This is a genomic window from Photorhabdus sp. RM323S, assembly GCF_042879375.1.
Taxonomy (GTDB): domain Bacteria; phylum Pseudomonadota; class Gammaproteobacteria; order Enterobacterales; family Enterobacteriaceae; genus Photorhabdus; species Photorhabdus tasmaniensis.
The window spans coordinates 1-16,545 of the sequence record NZ_JBHFKZ010000003.1 but is presented as its reverse complement, the minus strand read 5'-3'; the positions used below and the strand labels follow the sequence as shown (position 1 = coordinate 16,545).

General features: G+C 39.7%; 18 protein-coding genes and 2 pseudogenes. 10 read left to right on the top strand and 10 right to left on the bottom strand.

The genetic code is table 11. The features are described from left to right. Window positions 1–62: 62 nt before the first annotated feature. A complete protein-coding gene (locus ACGF7G_RS02090; protein WP_387463217.1) occupies window positions 63–596 on the top strand; it encodes a hypothetical protein in 534 nt (177 codons plus the stop codon). Between the two features lie 189 nt (window positions 597–785). Here the strand turns inward: ACGF7G_RS02090 and ACGF7G_RS02085 are convergent, their stop codons facing one another. Continuing rightward, window positions 786–2,027, bottom strand: a complete 1,242-nt coding sequence (locus ACGF7G_RS02085; RefSeq protein WP_387463424.1) for an MFS transporter — start codon at window positions 2,025–2,027, stop codon at window positions 786–788. A 146-nt stretch (window positions 2,028–2,173) separates the two neighbouring features. Between ACGF7G_RS02085 and ACGF7G_RS02080 the strand changes: the two genes are divergently transcribed. The 4 genes from ACGF7G_RS02080 (at window position 2,174) to ACGF7G_RS02065 (ending at window position 5,550) form a co-directional block, all read left to right on the top strand. After that, window positions 2,174–3,088, top strand: coding sequence for a LysR family transcriptional regulator (locus ACGF7G_RS02080; RefSeq protein ID WP_133813068.1), 915 nt, complete (start codon window positions 2,174–2,176; stop codon window positions 3,086–3,088). A 123-nt stretch (window positions 3,089–3,211) separates the two neighbouring features. Beyond that, the gene (locus ACGF7G_RS02075; protein WP_387463216.1) at window positions 3,212–4,429 is read left to right on the top strand and encodes an ROK family protein; all 1,218 of its coding nucleotides are present in this window, start codon (window positions 3,212–3,214) and stop codon (window positions 4,427–4,429) included. Between the two features lie 176 nt (window positions 4,430–4,605). Next, window positions 4,606–5,277: a dethiobiotin synthase gene (gene bioD / locus ACGF7G_RS02070; protein WP_133813066.1), complete on the top strand. Its 672-nt coding sequence runs from the start codon at window positions 4,606–4,608 to the stop codon at window positions 5,275–5,277. Between the two features lie 72 nt (window positions 5,278–5,349). Next, entirely contained in the window at window positions 5,350–5,550 is a 201-nt protein-coding gene (locus ACGF7G_RS02065; protein ID WP_387463215.1) for a type II toxin-antitoxin system RelE/ParE family toxin, read from the top strand. A gap of 507 nt (window positions 5,551–6,057) precedes the next feature. Here ACGF7G_RS02065 and ACGF7G_RS02060 read toward each other — a convergent pair. The 4 genes from ACGF7G_RS02060 to stlA all read right to left on the bottom strand — a co-directional run bounded on the left by ACGF7G_RS02060 (window position 6,058) and on the right by stlA (window position 9,277). Then, a complete protein-coding gene (locus ACGF7G_RS02060) occupies window positions 6,058–6,330 on the bottom strand; it encodes a DUF1161 domain-containing protein (RefSeq protein WP_387463422.1) in 273 nt (90 codons plus the stop codon). 22 nt (window positions 6,331–6,352) lie between these two features. Beyond that, on the bottom strand, window positions 6,353–6,715 hold the full coding sequence (locus ACGF7G_RS02055; RefSeq protein ID WP_387463214.1) for a DUF1283 family protein: 363 nt from the start codon (window positions 6,713–6,715) through the stop codon (window positions 6,353–6,355). Between the two features lie 116 nt (window positions 6,716–6,831). Then, on the bottom strand, window positions 6,832–7,581 hold the full coding sequence (gene ydfG / locus ACGF7G_RS02050; RefSeq protein WP_387463213.1) for a bifunctional NADP-dependent 3-hydroxy acid dehydrogenase/3-hydroxypropionate dehydrogenase YdfG: 750 nt from the start codon (window positions 7,579–7,581) through the stop codon (window positions 6,832–6,834). 97 nt (window positions 7,582–7,678) lie between these two features. Further along, window positions 7,679–9,277 (bottom strand): phenylalanine ammonia-lyase StlA, encoded by a 1,599-nt coding sequence (stlA, locus tag ACGF7G_RS02045; protein WP_387463212.1) that lies wholly within the window; start codon window positions 9,275–9,277, stop codon window positions 7,679–7,681. A gap of 410 nt (window positions 9,278–9,687) precedes the next feature. Between stlA and ACGF7G_RS02040 the strand changes: the two genes are divergently transcribed. Then, window positions 9,688–11,382, top strand: coding sequence for a glycosyl hydrolase family 18 protein (locus ACGF7G_RS02040; RefSeq protein WP_387463210.1), 1,695 nt, complete (start codon window positions 9,688–9,690; stop codon window positions 11,380–11,382). A gap of 66 nt (window positions 11,383–11,448) precedes the next feature. On the opposite strand, the gene ACGF7G_RS02035 is transcribed toward ACGF7G_RS02040, so the two are convergent. From ACGF7G_RS02035 to ACGF7G_RS02025, 3 genes are all read right to left on the bottom strand, one after another. Then, complete coding sequence (locus ACGF7G_RS02035) at window positions 11,449–12,654, bottom strand: stiblene epoxidase (protein ID WP_387463209.1); 1,206 nt, start codon at window positions 12,652–12,654, stop codon at window positions 11,449–11,451. Between the two features lie 436 nt (window positions 12,655–13,090). Continuing rightward, window positions 13,091–14,071 (bottom strand): P1 family peptidase, encoded by a 981-nt coding sequence (locus ACGF7G_RS02030; protein ID WP_387463207.1) that lies wholly within the window; start codon window positions 14,069–14,071, stop codon window positions 13,091–13,093. An 11-nt stretch (window positions 14,072–14,082) separates the two neighbouring features. Beyond that, entirely contained in the window at window positions 14,083–14,388 is a 306-nt protein-coding gene (locus tag ACGF7G_RS02025) for a hypothetical protein (protein WP_387463205.1), read from the bottom strand. A 346-nt stretch (window positions 14,389–14,734) separates the two neighbouring features. Between ACGF7G_RS02025 and ACGF7G_RS02020 the strand changes: the two genes are divergently transcribed. Genes ACGF7G_RS02020 through ACGF7G_RS02010 form a run of 3 tightly spaced genes read left to right on the top strand, consistent with a single transcriptional unit; the run spans window position 14,735 to window position 15,443 of the window. Further along, the gene (locus ACGF7G_RS02020; protein ID WP_133813059.1) at window positions 14,735–14,986 is read left to right on the top strand and encodes a type II toxin-antitoxin system Phd/YefM family antitoxin; all 252 of its coding nucleotides are present in this window, start codon (window positions 14,735–14,737) and stop codon (window positions 14,984–14,986) included. Further along, window positions 14,983–15,270: a type II toxin-antitoxin system RelE/ParE family toxin gene (locus ACGF7G_RS02015; RefSeq protein WP_133813058.1), complete on the top strand. Its 288-nt coding sequence runs from the start codon at window positions 14,983–14,985 to the stop codon at window positions 15,268–15,270. Before ACGF7G_RS02020 ends, ACGF7G_RS02015 begins: the two co-directional genes overlap by 4 nt. Before the next feature lie 5 nt (window positions 15,271–15,275). After that, window positions 15,276–15,443 (top strand): hypothetical protein, encoded by a 168-nt coding sequence (locus ACGF7G_RS02010; RefSeq protein WP_166295578.1) that lies wholly within the window; start codon window positions 15,276–15,278, stop codon window positions 15,441–15,443. A gap of 53 nt (window positions 15,444–15,496) precedes the next feature. Here ACGF7G_RS02010 and ACGF7G_RS02005 read toward each other — a convergent pair whose 3' ends face one another. After that, window positions 15,497–15,811 carry a HigA family addiction module antitoxin gene (locus tag ACGF7G_RS02005; RefSeq protein ID WP_387463203.1) on the bottom strand — a complete coding sequence of 105 codons (315 nt, stop codon included), beginning with the start codon at window positions 15,809–15,811 and terminating at the stop codon, window positions 15,497–15,499. Continuing rightward, window positions 15,811–15,984, bottom strand: a pseudogene (gene higB / locus ACGF7G_RS02000) (type II toxin-antitoxin system toxin endoribonuclease HigB); the annotation flags it as partial. The pseudogene higB and the gene ACGF7G_RS02005, both read right to left, overlap by 1 nt. A 62-nt stretch (window positions 15,985–16,046) precedes the next feature. Here higB and ACGF7G_RS01995 point away from each other — a divergent pair. Next, a pseudogene (locus ACGF7G_RS01995) lies at window positions 16,047–16,440 on the top strand (DDE-type integrase/transposase/recombinase). Window positions 16,441–16,545 lie beyond the last annotated feature (105 nt).

Genomic DNA, 16,545 nt, shown 5'->3' with positions numbered 1-16,545 from the left:
GAGATAATAAACAAGGTGGAGCTATTGAGCCAAGTAAATCAATTAAAAAATGAGGCGCAATTATGACTAATATTTATATAAACAAATATGCTCAAAATAGTATCGTTGCGAAACTCCCATTAGCATCTGATAAGAAAATAGAAAAATGGAATGCGGAAAATTTGGATTTTCGCATATGGACCCCGGGATTTATATGGTTGGATGGTCAAAGCATTTCAGAGTTTCGCAACTTATTTCGTTATCCAGGTATTACAAATCTTTATCTTGCATTCACGTTTAAAGCGCAGTTTCTCACTCCATTAAGTTCTACAGCAGAAATGTCAAGGGTACAGCCAATTCAGGATTGGTTTTTCAATAATGGGGCATATATTGAGAATGGTTTTGATAACTTCGGTATATATTCCAGTGATACAGGGCGTGGAGAATATAGTGTAAATTTCATTGATCCCTGTTTTTATCTTATGAAGAATGGTGAATTGAGTTATAGTGATAAGAATTCCGCTTTCCCAAACCTTGTCCTTCGGGTGAAAAATAAGGTCACTTCAAATTTTCTGGCAAATTTAATTCCTACGGATTTTAAAGTGATTATTAATTAGTTTCATATTATATTGAAACCCTCTTTCGGGTGGCTGCTCTGAGTGAACACACCCAAAAGAGGATTCGCTTTATAAACTGGTTTCCTTAACTACCTCATTTTCCCTATATTTTTCCATAATAATCAGCAAGTTAAGCATGATGACAATACCTTTAGATGCTTCGCGGGCCTTGCGATGTGATGTTCTCGATTACTTTGCCTCAGGGAGTTTAGCGAGCTTAATCCCCAGAAGCAGAGCTAAAAGGATGAGAATGGTAATAAATAAAACAACCCCGTTCCAGCCCCATTGTAGCCAGAATATACCACCAAAAGTACCCGCTACACTTGAGCCGGCGTAATAACAGAAGAGATAGAGAGATGACGCCTGTGCTTTGGCCCGACGAGCACGACGTCCAACCCAACTGCTGGCGACAGCGTGTGCGGCAAAGAAACCGGAAGTGAGTATGACCATCCCAATTATAATCATCACAGTAGAGGGCAGCATGGTAATAAGAGTACCAATTAGCATCATACTAATCGTCACTATCAGCATTTTCCCTAGTCCATATTGACTTGTTAATCCACCCACTTTAGATGCGCTGTATGTACCGGCCAAATAGACAATGGATAACATACCTACAGTCGATTGACTGAAATGATAGGGTGAGTCTAATAAACGATAACTGATATAATTAAACATCGTAATAAAACCACCCATGAGCAAAAATGCTTCAGAAAATAATAATGGCAACCCTTTATCACGAAAATGTAATCTCAGATTTATTAATAAAGATTTTGGTTTGAGGGAGCTTGGCCGAAAACGACGGGATTCAGGTAACATACGACAAAACATAATTGCAGCAATTAAGGAAAATAAGCCTAATACGATGACAGAAACCCGCCATGAGAAATGATCCGTTATCACACCTGATATTAATCGCCCACTCATTCCGCCAATAGAATTACCGCTGATATAAAGCCCCATTGATAAAGCAACAAAGTTAGGATGAATTTCCTCACTAAGATAAGTCATTGCAACGGCTGCTACGCCACTGAGAGATAAGCCAACCAGAGCGCGCGCAATTAGAATTCCATGCCAACTGGTCATAAATGCACTGAGTAAAGTGAAAAATGCGGCGGCAGATAGCGCGGTTACCATAACATTTTTACGGCCAATAGCGTCAGATAAAGGACCGGTTATTAATAACCCCAGTGCCAGCATCCCGGTCGAAAGCGATAAAGATAAACTGCTGGTGGCCGGAGAGACACCAAAATCTTCCGATAATATAGGTAAAATGGGTTGAACAAAGTAGAGTAGGGCAAATGTTGCTAATCCTACGGTAAAGAGTGACAACGTCACTCTGATATACAAAGGATCTGCCTTCTGAATATAATCTCTCTTATTTTGAGTATTTTGGACAAGACTATTATCGGGAGTTGGATTTTCGCTGATGCTACGGGTGGTGCTCACATGATTTCCTTACTTAACTCATAATAAGTAACTTGCGTTTTGATGTAGATCAAGCATATGAATTGCAAAATATTTTGTCTAATATATTAATCATTAATAATGATATGTATTAGATCTCAAAGGTGATTATGGCTATTGAATTACGGCACTTACGTTACTTTGTTGCAGTGGCAGAGGAATTACATTTTGGTCGTGCAGCAGAGCGGCTTAATATTTCACAACCTCCGTTAAGCCAACAAATTCAGTCGCTTGAAAATAGTATCAACGCACAGTTATTAGAACGTAATAACCGGAATGTGAACCTGACCCCGGCAGGTAACATGTTTTTGGAGGAGGCTTATCAGATTCTGGCTCAGGTTGATGCCGCGGCGACAAAAGCTGCCAGAATGCAAAAAGGAGAATTAGGTGAAATATCTATCGGTTTCACCTCTACAACACCTTTTATGCATAAAGTCACTTTGAGTTTACGGCAATTCCGCGAACGATACCCGGAGGTGTCTATTCATATGCATCAAATGAATACCAAGCGTCAGATTGCTCCGTTGCTGACTGGACGGTTAGACATTGGAATTATGCGTAATACGCAATTACCGGATAGTCTAGAGCATCGGCTATTATTCCGTGAATCTTTTATGCTTGCTGTTTATGATGGACACCCGTTATTAGACTATGCCCAACAGGGAATAAAGCTCGAAATGTTGGCGGGCTATCCGCTGGTATTTTTTGAACGTGAAGTTGGAACTGCTTTGTATGATGAAATCATCACGTTATTGACTCAGGCGGGTGTGACACCGATGATTTCACAAGAAGCAGGCGAGGCCATGACCATTCTTGGTCTTGTCTCGGCAGGGCTTGGGATCAGTGTTGTAACTGAGTCCTTTACCCGTATGAAAGTCGATGGTGTTCAGTATATTTCCTTCGCTGATAACCGATCTTTCTCTGAGGTTTGGTTAGTCAATCATAAAAGCCGACCAGTATCAGCCGCAGCAAACAGACTGACAAGACTACTCATCTCTAATGTTCTGAATGAAAAAAATGAGTAAAGATCAGCTAAATTTCGTGCTTAATATCACATATTGATTGAAAGAATGATACCTTTTGCCTAAAACATCGACATAATCAGCCGACAATTATTTCGAAGCTCAAATTAATTAAAGAGCAGAAGGGTGAGTATGGATGGACAACCAGGTCATATTGATCAAATAAGACAGACTAATATTGGTGCTGTTTATCGGTTAATTGATCAATATGGCCCAATTTCCCGTATTGAGCTATCTAAAAAAGCACAACTTGCTCCAGCCAGTATTACTAAAATTGTTCGTGAATTGGTCGATACACACTTAGTGATGGAGACAGAATTTCTGGATTTGGGATTCAGGGGCCGCCCAGCGACTGGACTGAAGCTTGATTCTCAAAACTGGCATTTATTGTGTGTCAGTATTAGCTTGGGAAGTTTAATCTTGGGCCTTCGTGATCTCAGCAGCAAGTTAATTGTTGAAGATGTTTTGCCATTATCTGCTGGCAATAAAAAATCCTTTTTAGACCATATTATTCATGAGATTGACGCATTTTTCGGTCGTTATCAATCCCGTCTTGAGCGTCTGACGGCAATTAGCATGACTATAAATGCGATTGTTGATCCGACTAAAGGTTTAATCTGCAATTTTCCTTATTATCAGGTTCAAGAGTTGGCAATAGGAGAGTATCTGCATCGTCGCACCGGATTACCGATATTTCTCCAACATGAAATCACCGCCTGGACGGTAGCTGAATCATTATATGGTGCGGCAAAAAATTGTCAGAATATTATCCAGATTGTCATTGATGAAAATGTTGGGTGCGGCGTTATCATTGCAGGACAAACATTACATGCGGGCAACGGTAGTGTTATGGAAATAGGACATATTCAGGTTGAACCTGATGGTGAATGCTGCAATTGCGGGAATCTGGGCTGTTTGGAAACAGTTGCCGGTATTAGTCACATTTTATCCAGAGCAAAGCAGCAGTTAATAACGGCACCAGATTCGTTACTTAACGGTGAACCATTAACGGTTGAATCATTCTGTCAAGCCGCTAATAAAGGTGATACTCTGGCAATTAATATTATCCATGATATAGGGCTAAAAATTGGTCATATTGTTGCAATTATGGTGAATTTATTTAACCCCGAAAAAATTCTGATTGGTTCTCCACTTAATGCTTCACAGCAAATTTTGTATCCTGTCATTAATGGATGTATTCAGCGACACTCTTTGCCTACTTATAGTAAACAGGTTGAGTTGGTTGCAACAGAATTTAACAACTCAGGAACATTATCTGCGGTGTCATCAGTTAAAAAAGCTTTATATGATGGTTCATTGTTGATCAATTTAATGAAAGGATAATAGACTTGATCAATGTTCTCTGATTGTAATATTTGCTTTATATAAATTTTTTCTTACTCAGTTTACGCAATAATTAAACAAAACATTGAGCTAACGCAATCTCCCTTATAGCCGTACCCTCTAAACTTAAGTGTTCATTAACTGGATTTTATCTGTCATTATGGAAAACAGAATTTATGTTAACTCGCCTATTTGTTACGGGGACAGATACCAACATCGGTAAAACAGTTGTTACCCGTGCATTATTACAAGCTTTTAATCGTGACGGAGCAACAGCTGTAGGTTATAAACCTATAGCCACAGGAGGGTATGAAACAGAAGAAGGAATGCGTCATCGAGATGGTCTGATTTTGCAAAAATCCTCTCCTGTTCAATTTAAATATGAAGAAATTAACCCGGTTATCTGGAAAAGCAGTTACTGTGAAGCAAACCAGGTTGATTTCGATCAGATGAAACAAGGATTAAATAATCTTAGCAATAAAGCAGATTGCGTTATTATTGAAGGTAACGATGGTTGGCGTGTGTTGCTGAATGATGAAACTTTTTATTTTGATTGGGTGATTCAGGAAAAAATTCCAGTCATTTTAGTAGTAGGCATTCAACCTGGCTGTGTAAACCACTCAATTTTAACCGCGCAGGCGATCATAAATGATGGATTGCAGTTAATTGGGTGGATAGCAAATAGAATTAATCCTGGTATATCTCATTATGCGAAAATTATGGATAGGTTACGCTGTCACATTAATGCACCACAGTTAGGTGAAATTCCTTATATTTTACGTCCGGAAGAAAAAGATCTATCCTGCTATCTGAATATTTCGACTCTATTAAAACCAGTTGTAAAATAGTCATGGGCTGAAATCGACAAATATCTTGACTATGATCAAACCTCGTTTAAAAGAACGGGGTTTGTTTTTTTCATGATGAAAAATGTTGTGGCCAAGAAGATTCGCTGGGGTCGCAAAGGGATGGGAAAGCGCGGAGGGGTACGAGTTATTTACTATGTTAGAATGTTAAGTGGCCGATTGTATCTAGTGTTTGCGTATCCGAAAAATGAACAAGAAGACCTGACACAAGATCAGAAAGCACAATTAAAAAAGGTTGTTCAATATATGAAATAAAATACCACCTTAGGGCGGTTAACTTCTCCAAGTTTATATATAAATTTTCATAAAATAATCTAATTGAGGGCAAGTTATGGAAGAAAATATGTTTCAAGAGCTTTTGGTTTGCGGAGGTGTTAGGAGTCACCACTAGGCAGGTGCGAAGCTGGGAACAAAACCAGCGAGTTCCATCAGGGGCGGCATTGAAAATGCTATTTTTAATAGAGAGGAATCCGAATATTGTAGACACATTAAGATCTCTTTAAGCAAGAAAATCATTGCTAATGATCTGAAAAAATTATTATGCCTGTTTTATCTGCATTAGGGCAATTATGGCTTAATACCATAATTGCCCAGTAAACGTAATTCTTGCAATTTTGGCATCGTGCTGATCTCACTTTTAAAAACGTATGGTTGGTTAAACAAAGGTCGAAGGCGTACAGCCTCGACCGTTATTTAGGTTGGAAAGTATTTGCGTAATATTTTTTCTGAATTCCGCGTATCCCCCAGAAAAACAATAAGAGTTTATTCTGTGACTGGCGGGATTGTGGATTGACTCCCTTGCCGGGTATACACAATCTTTTTGGTATTATTTTCACAATGACCAACGATCTTACCACCGTCTTGTTCGGTTTGGTCATTAGGAATAATTTCCAATTTAAAGCCCGATTCCGGCACACCATTATGGATAATTTTCTGCGCAATCTGCTCTTTCACGCTTTCGCATGAAGCTTGGGCAGCAAGCGCGAATGGAGATACAGTAACGATCAACGCACTGAATAAAAGTGCTTTTTTCATCTTCATTATCATCACCTTATTATTACGGTCTGATAGGCATACCAGTATTGCTGTCTAGGCAACGTTCGGTATTGGGTTCCCAATAAGCATTGATATTGGTACTTTTCATACATGTGTCGCGAGCATCAATCGCTTTATCGAACTTATCAAATTCCTTCTCAGCACGTTTATTAACTTTGGTACGAAGATTCTTGGTTTCATCCCATTGCTCTTTACTTTGACGGGCCGCTTCTTTACTTAGCGCAGTATCTCCGTTGCCATTTACTGTGACGCAGGTTCCCCCGGAAGAGCAGGTTGCCGCCAATGCCGGCGCTTGCCATAACAAAGGAATTGCCAGAGCGATAGCAGGCATAGCTTTTAATATCAAAGAATTACAAAAATTCATCTTTTATCCTCTTGGAAGAAAGTGGAGCCAAATTCGATGGCACAATAGGAAATTATCAGATAGATAAATTATAAGATAGCATGAAGATGTTCAACAAATTATCAAGAAGAATATGATTATATATTTCTATGCACGTTAAGCCCAGCAAATGACTGACAAACCGGCATCATTTCTAATGTATTAATGTTGACATGTGCAGGTAAGTTAGCAACCCAAAAAACAGCCTCTGCGATATCTTCGGCTGTTAATGCCTGAGTTCCATCGTAGGCTTCATTCACTTTGTTATTGTCACCTTTAAAGCGGACTAAAGAAAACTCGGTACCGCCAACTAAACCAGGTTCTATATCAGTGACACGGATATTTTTTCCCTGTAAATCTGCCCGTAAGCCCAGACTAAACTGTTTGACGAAGGCTTTAGTTGCGCCATAAACATTCCCACCTGAATATGGCCAATTCGCAGCGGTAGAACCGATATTAATAATATGCCCATGATTTCTTTCCACCATTTCAGGCAGCAGGGCACGGGTCATATTCACAACGCCTTTAGTATTGGTATCAATCATTATTTCCCAGTCACTTTGGTTAGCCAGATACGCGGGTTCTAATCCAAGCGCCAAACCTGCGTTATTAACTAAGACATCAATATTACGAAGTGACTCTGGCAATTGTTGAATAACCTGGCTGATAGCAGCCCGATCAGTGACATCAAGTTGAACAGGGTAAAAATCATCACCCAGTTCAACTTTTAATTTTTCTAATCGTGCTTTACGGCGGCCAGCCCCAATCACTTTAGCGCCATTTTGAATAAATTTTCGGGTGATCGCTTCACCAAAACCTGATGTTGCTCCTGTTACGAAGATAATCATACAAAACCCCTTGTTTACTGATACTGTTTTTATTGCAGTAAATGGGGTTCTGCATTTTTAGTCAAGAGATCATTGAAAATTTTCAGTCATTTTCTTTTTACTCTTCCAGAATAATCTCTGGCAGTGGGAGTTGATCATTAATAATTGCATCTGCAATTCGGATTATATCCTCATCTAATGCACGATCGGTTACTAGAGGAGGGCTGATTTCACGTATTGCATGGTAAAATTTTGCTGTTTCAGGCGCAATTTGACTAATATTGCCACGGAGATAAATTGCCTGACAAACGACCAAAATTGTCATTGATACAATATTGCGTAATTTCTGCTCCATTTCTAAAACATCTTGTGCAGCATGTAATCCTAAACTGACAATATCCTGGTTATATTGCTCTGTAGCGAGGGTATGAATACCAGATGCAGCACAATCATGGCGGATTGCAGCAACTAAAGCGGTTTGAGAAAGTTGGACACCTTTAAAACCTTGATGCATGCCGGGAGTTGGGCTAAGTGAATTGGGTAACCCACGGGAAAAACGGTTATCCATCATAAGTGCCATAATTGCATGGAGGTGATTGGCAACTAAAGCGATATCCAGTTTTAGTGCATCCATTGTTCGGGCGACATATTGTCCCATAAAATTCCCGCCATGCAAAACATCGCCATTTTCTGGATCTACCAGTGGGTTATCATTCGCAGAGATAACTTCCCGTTCTAATATTTTTCGGGCTGAGGCTAAAGATTCTGGCACTATACCTAATATTTGTGGCGCACAGCGAATTGAATAAACTTCCTGTAAGGTATCATTTAGTTGGGTAACTTCTTGGTGACGACAAGCTTTATTTGCCTGTTCTTTAATTCCGGATAATAAATTAATCTGAGTCGAACCTGCCAATAAATTACGTAATGCACTTGCCACTGCTTTCTGGCCGGGATGATTTTTTACTTGCTGAATCCGAGCATCATAATGTTCATGAGATGCAAGTAATGCCTCAACAGCTAGGGCAATAGCAGAGATTGCTGCTTTAAATAGTTTTTCCAGTTTGATAACGGCAACTGCGCTGATACCTGACATTACTCGAGTGCCATTAATGAGGGCAAGACCTTCTTTTGCCTGTAATGATAATGGCGTCAATCCTGCATGTTTAATTGCTTCAGCCGCGCTAATTTCTTTTCCCATATAATAAACTTTACCAATGCCGCATAATGCGCGTGCGATATAAGATAAGGGAATCAAATCACCGCTTGCACCCACTGAACCATAGCGAGGAACCAGAGGAACAATGTCATGATTAATATGATCGGCTATCGTTTGAGCGACAATTGGTCTGGTTGCAGACCAACCTTTGCAAACGGAAAGTAACATAGTAAATTGTGACGCTTTAATACAAGTTTTGGACATAAAGTCCCCAGTGCCGGCAGAAAGAAAAGTCAACAGATTTTTCTGATGCTCTGAGATTTTATCAAATGGCACAACTAAATTAGCATTCCCGCCAAACCCTGTATTAATTCCATATATAACCTCTCCAGAATTTAATTTTTCCTCTAATTTTTCACGACCACGGCTCAAAAGCTCAATGATATCCTTTGATATTTCTACTTTTTTTTGTTTTATAGCAATATTATAGATGTCTTCCAGAGAGATAACGTTATTATTATTAATAATAATGGTTGTCTGAATATCTTTAGATTTCATTTTAATCTCCATATATAAGAGTGATAATAATAAATTAAAGAAACAAATACCCTTAGTGATACAAGTTAGTATAGGTATAAAATAAAAAAATAGTCATTTGAAAATAAAATCAAAATAAAATAATCGTAAAAATTAATTTACAAAACTTCATTAATATTGGTGATTATAACAATAATGATATAATATATTTTCAATTTGAGATTATTGCTTTTAGTTTTACCTTATTATAATAAAGAGATGATAATGTACAATGTGTTGACATAAAATTAAGTTGATCATTGATAATCAAACAAATAGCAATTATTTGTTTTCCTAAGAATACGAGCTAGAATGTAATAGAGTTACCACGCGAAGTAAAATAATTTGAATGTTCATCGAAAAATAAATTGATATCTAGTCGAGGTGATTTTATGTCAAAAATAATCCAGACAGATTCTCTCAGTGAACAATCTTATAAAATAGATAATTTTAATCCATCAACTGAAACAATAAATTTCAGTTACACATCGGGGAGGATTGCATTACCAGTTTATAATAAGTATGACACACGAAATAAACCTAAAGTTTTTGGCTATTATACAGATTGGTCGCAATATGACGGCAGATTACAAGGAAATCAAGATCCAGCCAGTCGTGGTAGAGGAATAGATTTACAGCACCTTTTAGATAATCCTTTTGCGTATGATAAATTAGTTATTGGTTTCTGTGGAATACTTGGTGATGAGGGTGAAAAGAAGCAGCAAATTAAAGAACAAGCACCATTATTTTCCCGTACCAATAACGGTGAAGTCACATTTACAGATGCCTGGGGTGATTGCCAGTCTTATCAGAATTGTACTTATTCTGGTTGGCAAGATATCCAAATGCCAAGGGATTTTGATCAATCTAAAAGTATGGGCGTATTAGGTGGATTGGCTAAGATCCAACAGGCTGCAAAAGCCCAGGGCCATGACCTTATTATGTCGTTCAGTGTCGGTGGTTGGACCATGAGTAATGGCTTTTATAATATGGTCAGAGACGAAACATTGAAATCCTATTTCTGTTCGAGTCTGGTTGATATATTCCGACGTTTCCCTATGTTTACCGAAATTGATATTGACTGGGAATACCCAGGTGTTGCCGGAAATGACGGTAATATCTATGCTCCAGACGATGGCGATTATTATGTTAGTTTAATTCGAGACTTAACTGCTGCTTTTAAAGAAGCGGGGCGCTCGGATATAAAAATAAGTATAGCCTGTTCCGCAGTACCAGAAAAAATGGAGAAATCAAAAATACCCGAATTATTAAAGGTTGGACTATATGGTATTAACGTGATGACCTATGATTTCTTTGGTACTCCGTGGGCTGAAAAATTGATGCATCATACGAATCTTCGTAATTATCCTGGAGGTGAAAATAGTGTAGAAAAAGCAGTTGAATATTTATTGAGTATCGGTGTTCCTGCATCTGCAATTAATATTGGTTATGCTGCATATTCACGTAATGCCAGAAATGCGGTTGTTGATAGTTATTCTCCATTATCCGGCAGTTATGATCCAGGCTATATTCCGAAAAAGGAGCCAAAGATTACGACAACCGGCTCATTTGAATCAGGAACAACAGAATGGTACGACACTATATATAATTATCTGGATTTGGAAAGTAAAAAAGGGAGAAATAATTTTGATTTTTGTACTGATGATATAGCAGACGCTGATTATCTTTATAATAAGGAAAGCAAGTTGTTTATTTCTATTGATACCCCTCGTTCTGTTAAAGCTAAGGCTCAATATGTATTGGAAAAGAGTCTGGGGGGAATATTTACATGGACTGCGGATCAAGACCGTGGCTTATTAGTCAATGCAGCCAGGGAGGGTCTTGGTTGTGAGTTAATCACGAAAAAGATAGATATGACACCATTCTACTTCAAAGGCTTCAATGTTGATCCGGGTGATCAAGGTAAGGGCGGTGATTACCCGGCATGGGATGCAAGCAAGGAATACAAGGCTGGTGATAGAGTCAGTTGGAAAGACCAAAATTGGGAAGCTAAATGGTGGAATAGGGGCACAGCACCAGATGACGCTGGAACATCTGATGCTTATCCCTGGGTTAAAATTTCATAATTAGTTAAATGAAGCCACCAGTATGATATATGTACTGGTGGCGGATTACTTATCTTTATTTCTTCCTTAGCGCTTTCGGCTTAAATGCCGTTGTTTTAACGGCGGGATGGCAAAATGTTCTACAGCGTTTTGTGCGCTGCGCAACGAAATCCCAACGATTTGATTAGCGTATATGCGCATCTGTTGCTCATAATCTGAAATTGCCTTGACTAATTCTTCCTGCCCGGACGCTACGCGGGTAAGTGTTTGTGTGAGTAAAAGTGCATCTCGCAGCGCTGTGTTCGCTCCTGCGCCTGTCATTGGCGTCATATTATGAATAGCATCCCCAAGTAATGTGATAGGGCTGGATTGCCACGGTGGAAGATAGGGCATGCTGCGTAAAGGTATCAGAGACACGTTTTCCATATCACTCTGTTGAACTAGAGCATGCAGGTTTGGATCCCATGAAATCATGCGGGACCGGACTAGATTGCAAAGAGCTTCAGCAGAAAAATCAGTCACATTATCAGGAAAACTATCTGTTGCTGCTACGTAGACCCATACTATGAAATTATCGATTTCTGCCAAAGTAGCTTCTACATGAGTATCAACTGGAGCACGCCACATAGAAATAAACAGCCAGTCCGGGCTTTTCGGTATGATACTGTTGGGTGCTCCATCCAGGAAATTTTGTGGCAACATGGCTGTAAGAGCTGGAGTAAGACGCGAACGACCCACAACGATACTAATACCTACACTAAATCTTTCTATTGAGGGAAGGTACTGTTTACGTACTTTTGAGTTACTGCCATCCGCACCGATAAGAACATCGACATCATCGTGACTTCCATCAGTAAAAAAAACCCTGACTCCTCCGTTTTTAATATTTGCATAACGAACAAATGTTTTATTCCACTGAATTGTATTTGAAAGTCCCTTGCTTAGTATATCTTTAAGTTCAGTTCTACTGATTGATAGGCGCTGCTCGGAAATGATCAGCCCATTCATTGGAGAAATACCACCCTGAACGGCAAGAAGACGCAGACGTTCATTATAAAACCGTGATTGCCCGCCAATATATCTTGACTCCTTCTTAAAGGTTAGCCAATTTACATCTGGAAGACATTCTTGCAGTGCCTGCTGGCCGAATGTATTAAGATGAATTCCATAACCGGGAAGTTCGGATAACGCGGCAGGGTTTCGTTCATAGACTGTCACTTTTATGTTATTTTTGCGTAAGCCGTGTGCCAGACATGCACCACCAATCCCGGCACCAATGATACCAACATGCATTATATTCCCCCCATTTTAATAATATGAACGATTCTGGATAAGTCGTGGTAATATATTTACCTGATATTATTTATTTACTGCTATTACTTGTATTATAGTATTCGAAGTGAAAATATACTTTACATAGAAAACGAGCAAGAAATATTTGTCTTTATTGATGAAAATATTTCAAAAAATAATATATGCTTATGTTTTTAAATGGTATTTTATTATTATGTAAATTTTTAAATTATCTAATTAAGTTACTTTTTCGATTTTTTTATTTTATGGTTTTTCATGAGTTTAATATTTTACAGCAATGAAAATATTAAACTTGTTTAGTGTTTTGTTTATTGATAAATACATGCATGAACGTATTCGGTGCATGTTTCTGCGTTATCTTGGGCGTTCTCCACAAGCGTACAGGATGTATCATAGAAAAAAATAATGACCGGTTTTAAACCGGTCGGCAAAACGAATCGGCATAACCTTTAACACCAAATCCTGATTTGGCTGAGGTTACAGCGTCTAAAACCGCAGCAGCCATGACCTCAGCCGCAAGTATACCAACAATATTCACCGATGAATCTATACCACCTGTTGTTGCTGCAAAAATAGTATCCCCGTCACTCATGGTATGAACGGGGTATATTGTCCTCGCAAGACCATCATGAGCCATTTGGGCAACTTTTTTCATCTGACTTTTATTCATATTTGCGTTACAACAAATTATGCCAATGGTCGTATTTGTCCCCTGGGTGAAATTGTTATCTTTATTTTCTATAACATAGGAAATGAGATCGATAATATGACCATTTTCATTACATGCACCTGCAATAGTTTTACCATTTTTAGGATCTCTAATTTCACCAACAGCATTTACAACTACCATTGCGCCAACTATCAGTCCTCCTGGTAATTTAACAGATGCTGTCCCAAGTCCACCTTTCATGGCTTTGTCAAAACCGGCCATCTTACCTATAGTGGCCCCGACGCCTGCGCCAATATTTCCCGATGGAAAAGAGTTTGCAGACGCGTTTTGCGCGGCAATATAACCCATCTTAGCGTCAGGACGAACAGCAGGATCGCCGAAATTCAGGTCAAAAATTACTGCGGCAGGAACGATAGGGACGACAGCGATACCGACATCAAAACCTTTTTTTCTTTCTTCAAGATAGCGCATTACGCCAGAAGCGGAATCTAATCCAAAAGCACTACCTCCACTCAGCACTACGGCGTTGACTTTCTGAACAGTATTAATGGGATCTAAAAGCTCGGTTTCCTTTGTCCCCGGAGCGGCACCTCTGACATCAACGCCACAAACAGCTCCATTGTCGAAAATAATTACGCTACAACCGGTTTGTTTCAATTTATCTTCAGCATGCCCAATCCTGATACCCGGTATATCCAGGATTGTTCCATTTGTTTTTTTATACATAAATGCCTCACTTAATCTTCTTTTTTGATCATTAATCCAAATAAAGGATTATTGACAACAGGGACAACAGCAATATCGAATTTGTCTGGTTCTGGCAAAAAATCAATATCTATCAGTGCGGCAAACCTTGACGTGGCTAAATGGGCTTCTGCAATATCGTCTGTATAAATCACCAGCCCAAACTCATTTTTATTCAGCGTAGCAAACCGGCGGTTACGTGTGTTAAATAGGGTATAACCGATTACGTCGGGATTTCTTTCAGCAAGTCCTAACATACCGAGTGCATTCTGTAGCTTTTTTATTTGCTTTTTTTTCATAGTGAATTTTGTCTATTATGTGGCATTTTGTTGCTGCCGGGTCACTTCGAGTGCTGCCCGGTAGTTTAATCGAGGCTTCTTTTTGGGCTGCCAGATCTTGTTTATCGTTAAAGATTGGTATCGTACCATTTATATGACAAATTTCGTCTGGGATTTATTGCTGGCACTGAAGAAATGGTGTTTGATTCATGTAATCCAGACTGGGACCTTGCAAGATACAAAAGTCACTTTTATTGGAGCTTGGACGCAAAGCCAATTCTGGTTAGTAGTAAAAAGACTGGTTAAAAGGTCTTTTGAAGCATAAAATTAAGACCTGTTCCTGTTTTATGGTCTCTAAAGGTGTACTATGCCAAATATTATTCTAAGCGATACAAGCGCCAGCGTCAGCGAACTGAAGAAGAACCCAATGGCGACAGTCAGCGCCGGTGATGGATTTCCTGTCGCAATACTGAACCGTAATCAGCCTGTTTTTTACTGTGTTCCAGCAGAACTATACGAAAAGATGCTTGATGCCCTAGATGATCATGAACTAGCTAAATTGGTGATTGAGCGCAGCAATCAACCATTGCTTGATGTGGATCTGGATAGCTACGTATGAGCTACACCGTCAAGTTCAGGGAAGATGCGTTGAAGGAATGGCAAAAGCTGGATAAAGCCATTCAACAGCAATTTGCCAGAAAATTGAAAAAATGCTGTGATAACCCACATATCCCGTCAGCAAAACTACGGGGAATAAAGGATTGCTATAAAATAAAACTCCGTTCATCAGGATTTCGTCTTGTATATCAGGTAATAGACGATAAATTAATTATCGCAGTGGTTGCCGTGGGTAAACGTGAGCGTAGTGATGTTTATAATCTGGCAAGCGAACGGATGAGGTAATATCAATGACTGGCATGATAGGTAGCGGTCTGAAATTCAGAATGGTTTATGAAAATGACGCTGGAGAAAAGAGGATTGTTGTTTCTGTTACTGATTCTGTTGTGACATGGAAAACCGCAAACTCAGACCTCCCGGAAGGTGCAAAGTCACAGACTGGGGTAGTGACCGGGTAGCTGCGATAACTGCCAACAAATGCAGGGCTGGCGTAGCCCCGCATTTACTATTCTTAATGCTTTGAGATGACCTGCGACATTTCGTCCTGTTCGCCATATAAAACGATCCCGGACGTGCCGATTTGATTTTCCAACTGACGCAGGTCATAAGCGCTCTGGAGACGCAACCAAAACTCAGGTGTACTTCCCAGCGCTGCGGCAATACGAATTGCCAGTGGTGGAGTTAACGCAGTTTTACCGGCAAGAAAACGCGATACCGTAGCGGGTGTTACTCCAATATTGAGTGCAAAGCGATGACCACTAACACCCATGTCCTCTAAATCTCTGGCTATAATCTCTCCAGGATGGGAAATTTTAAACTGTCTCATTAGTGATAATCCTCATAATTCAAAATGTAAGCATCACCGTTAATGAACTGAAAAGTAATGCGCCAGTTAGCCCGGACAGTAATAGACCAGTAACCTTCGCGATCTCCTTTCAACGGGTGAAGTTTATAGATTTGACGGTTTAACTCGCCTATTTCATTTGCCGCATCAATAGCGGTTCTGTCGCATTAAGGTGTGGTCGGATAACATGCTGTTTTTTTTATAATGTTGTCTGACTATGTCACTGACCCGAAAAGCCTTCAAACGCCTGCATTACCCCATTGATGTTATCGCGCAATGTGTACGCTGGTACCTCGCCTATTCACTGAGCCTGATTGCGCTTCTTTCGCAAGGCTATTCGTCATCATGGCGAACCCGAGGTGGTCACTATCGATAAAAGTGGTGCTAACACCGCAGCTCTGGCCACGCTCAACGCCGATAAACCTGATGAGGAAGCGATTACCGTCAGGCAAAGTAAGTACCTAAACAACCTGATTGAGCAAGACCATCGGAACATCAAACGACGGATTCGACCGATGCTGGGATTCAAATCCTTTCGACGGGCCCAGACCCTGCTGGCAGGCATTGAGCTTATACAGATGATACGTAAAGGACACCCCTCGTTCCGTTAAATCCAAGGCTCAATATGCATTGGAGAAGAACTTGGGTGGAATATTTACATGGACCCCGAGGTTTGTTAGTCAATGCCGCAAGAGAAGGTCTTGGCTGTGAGCTAA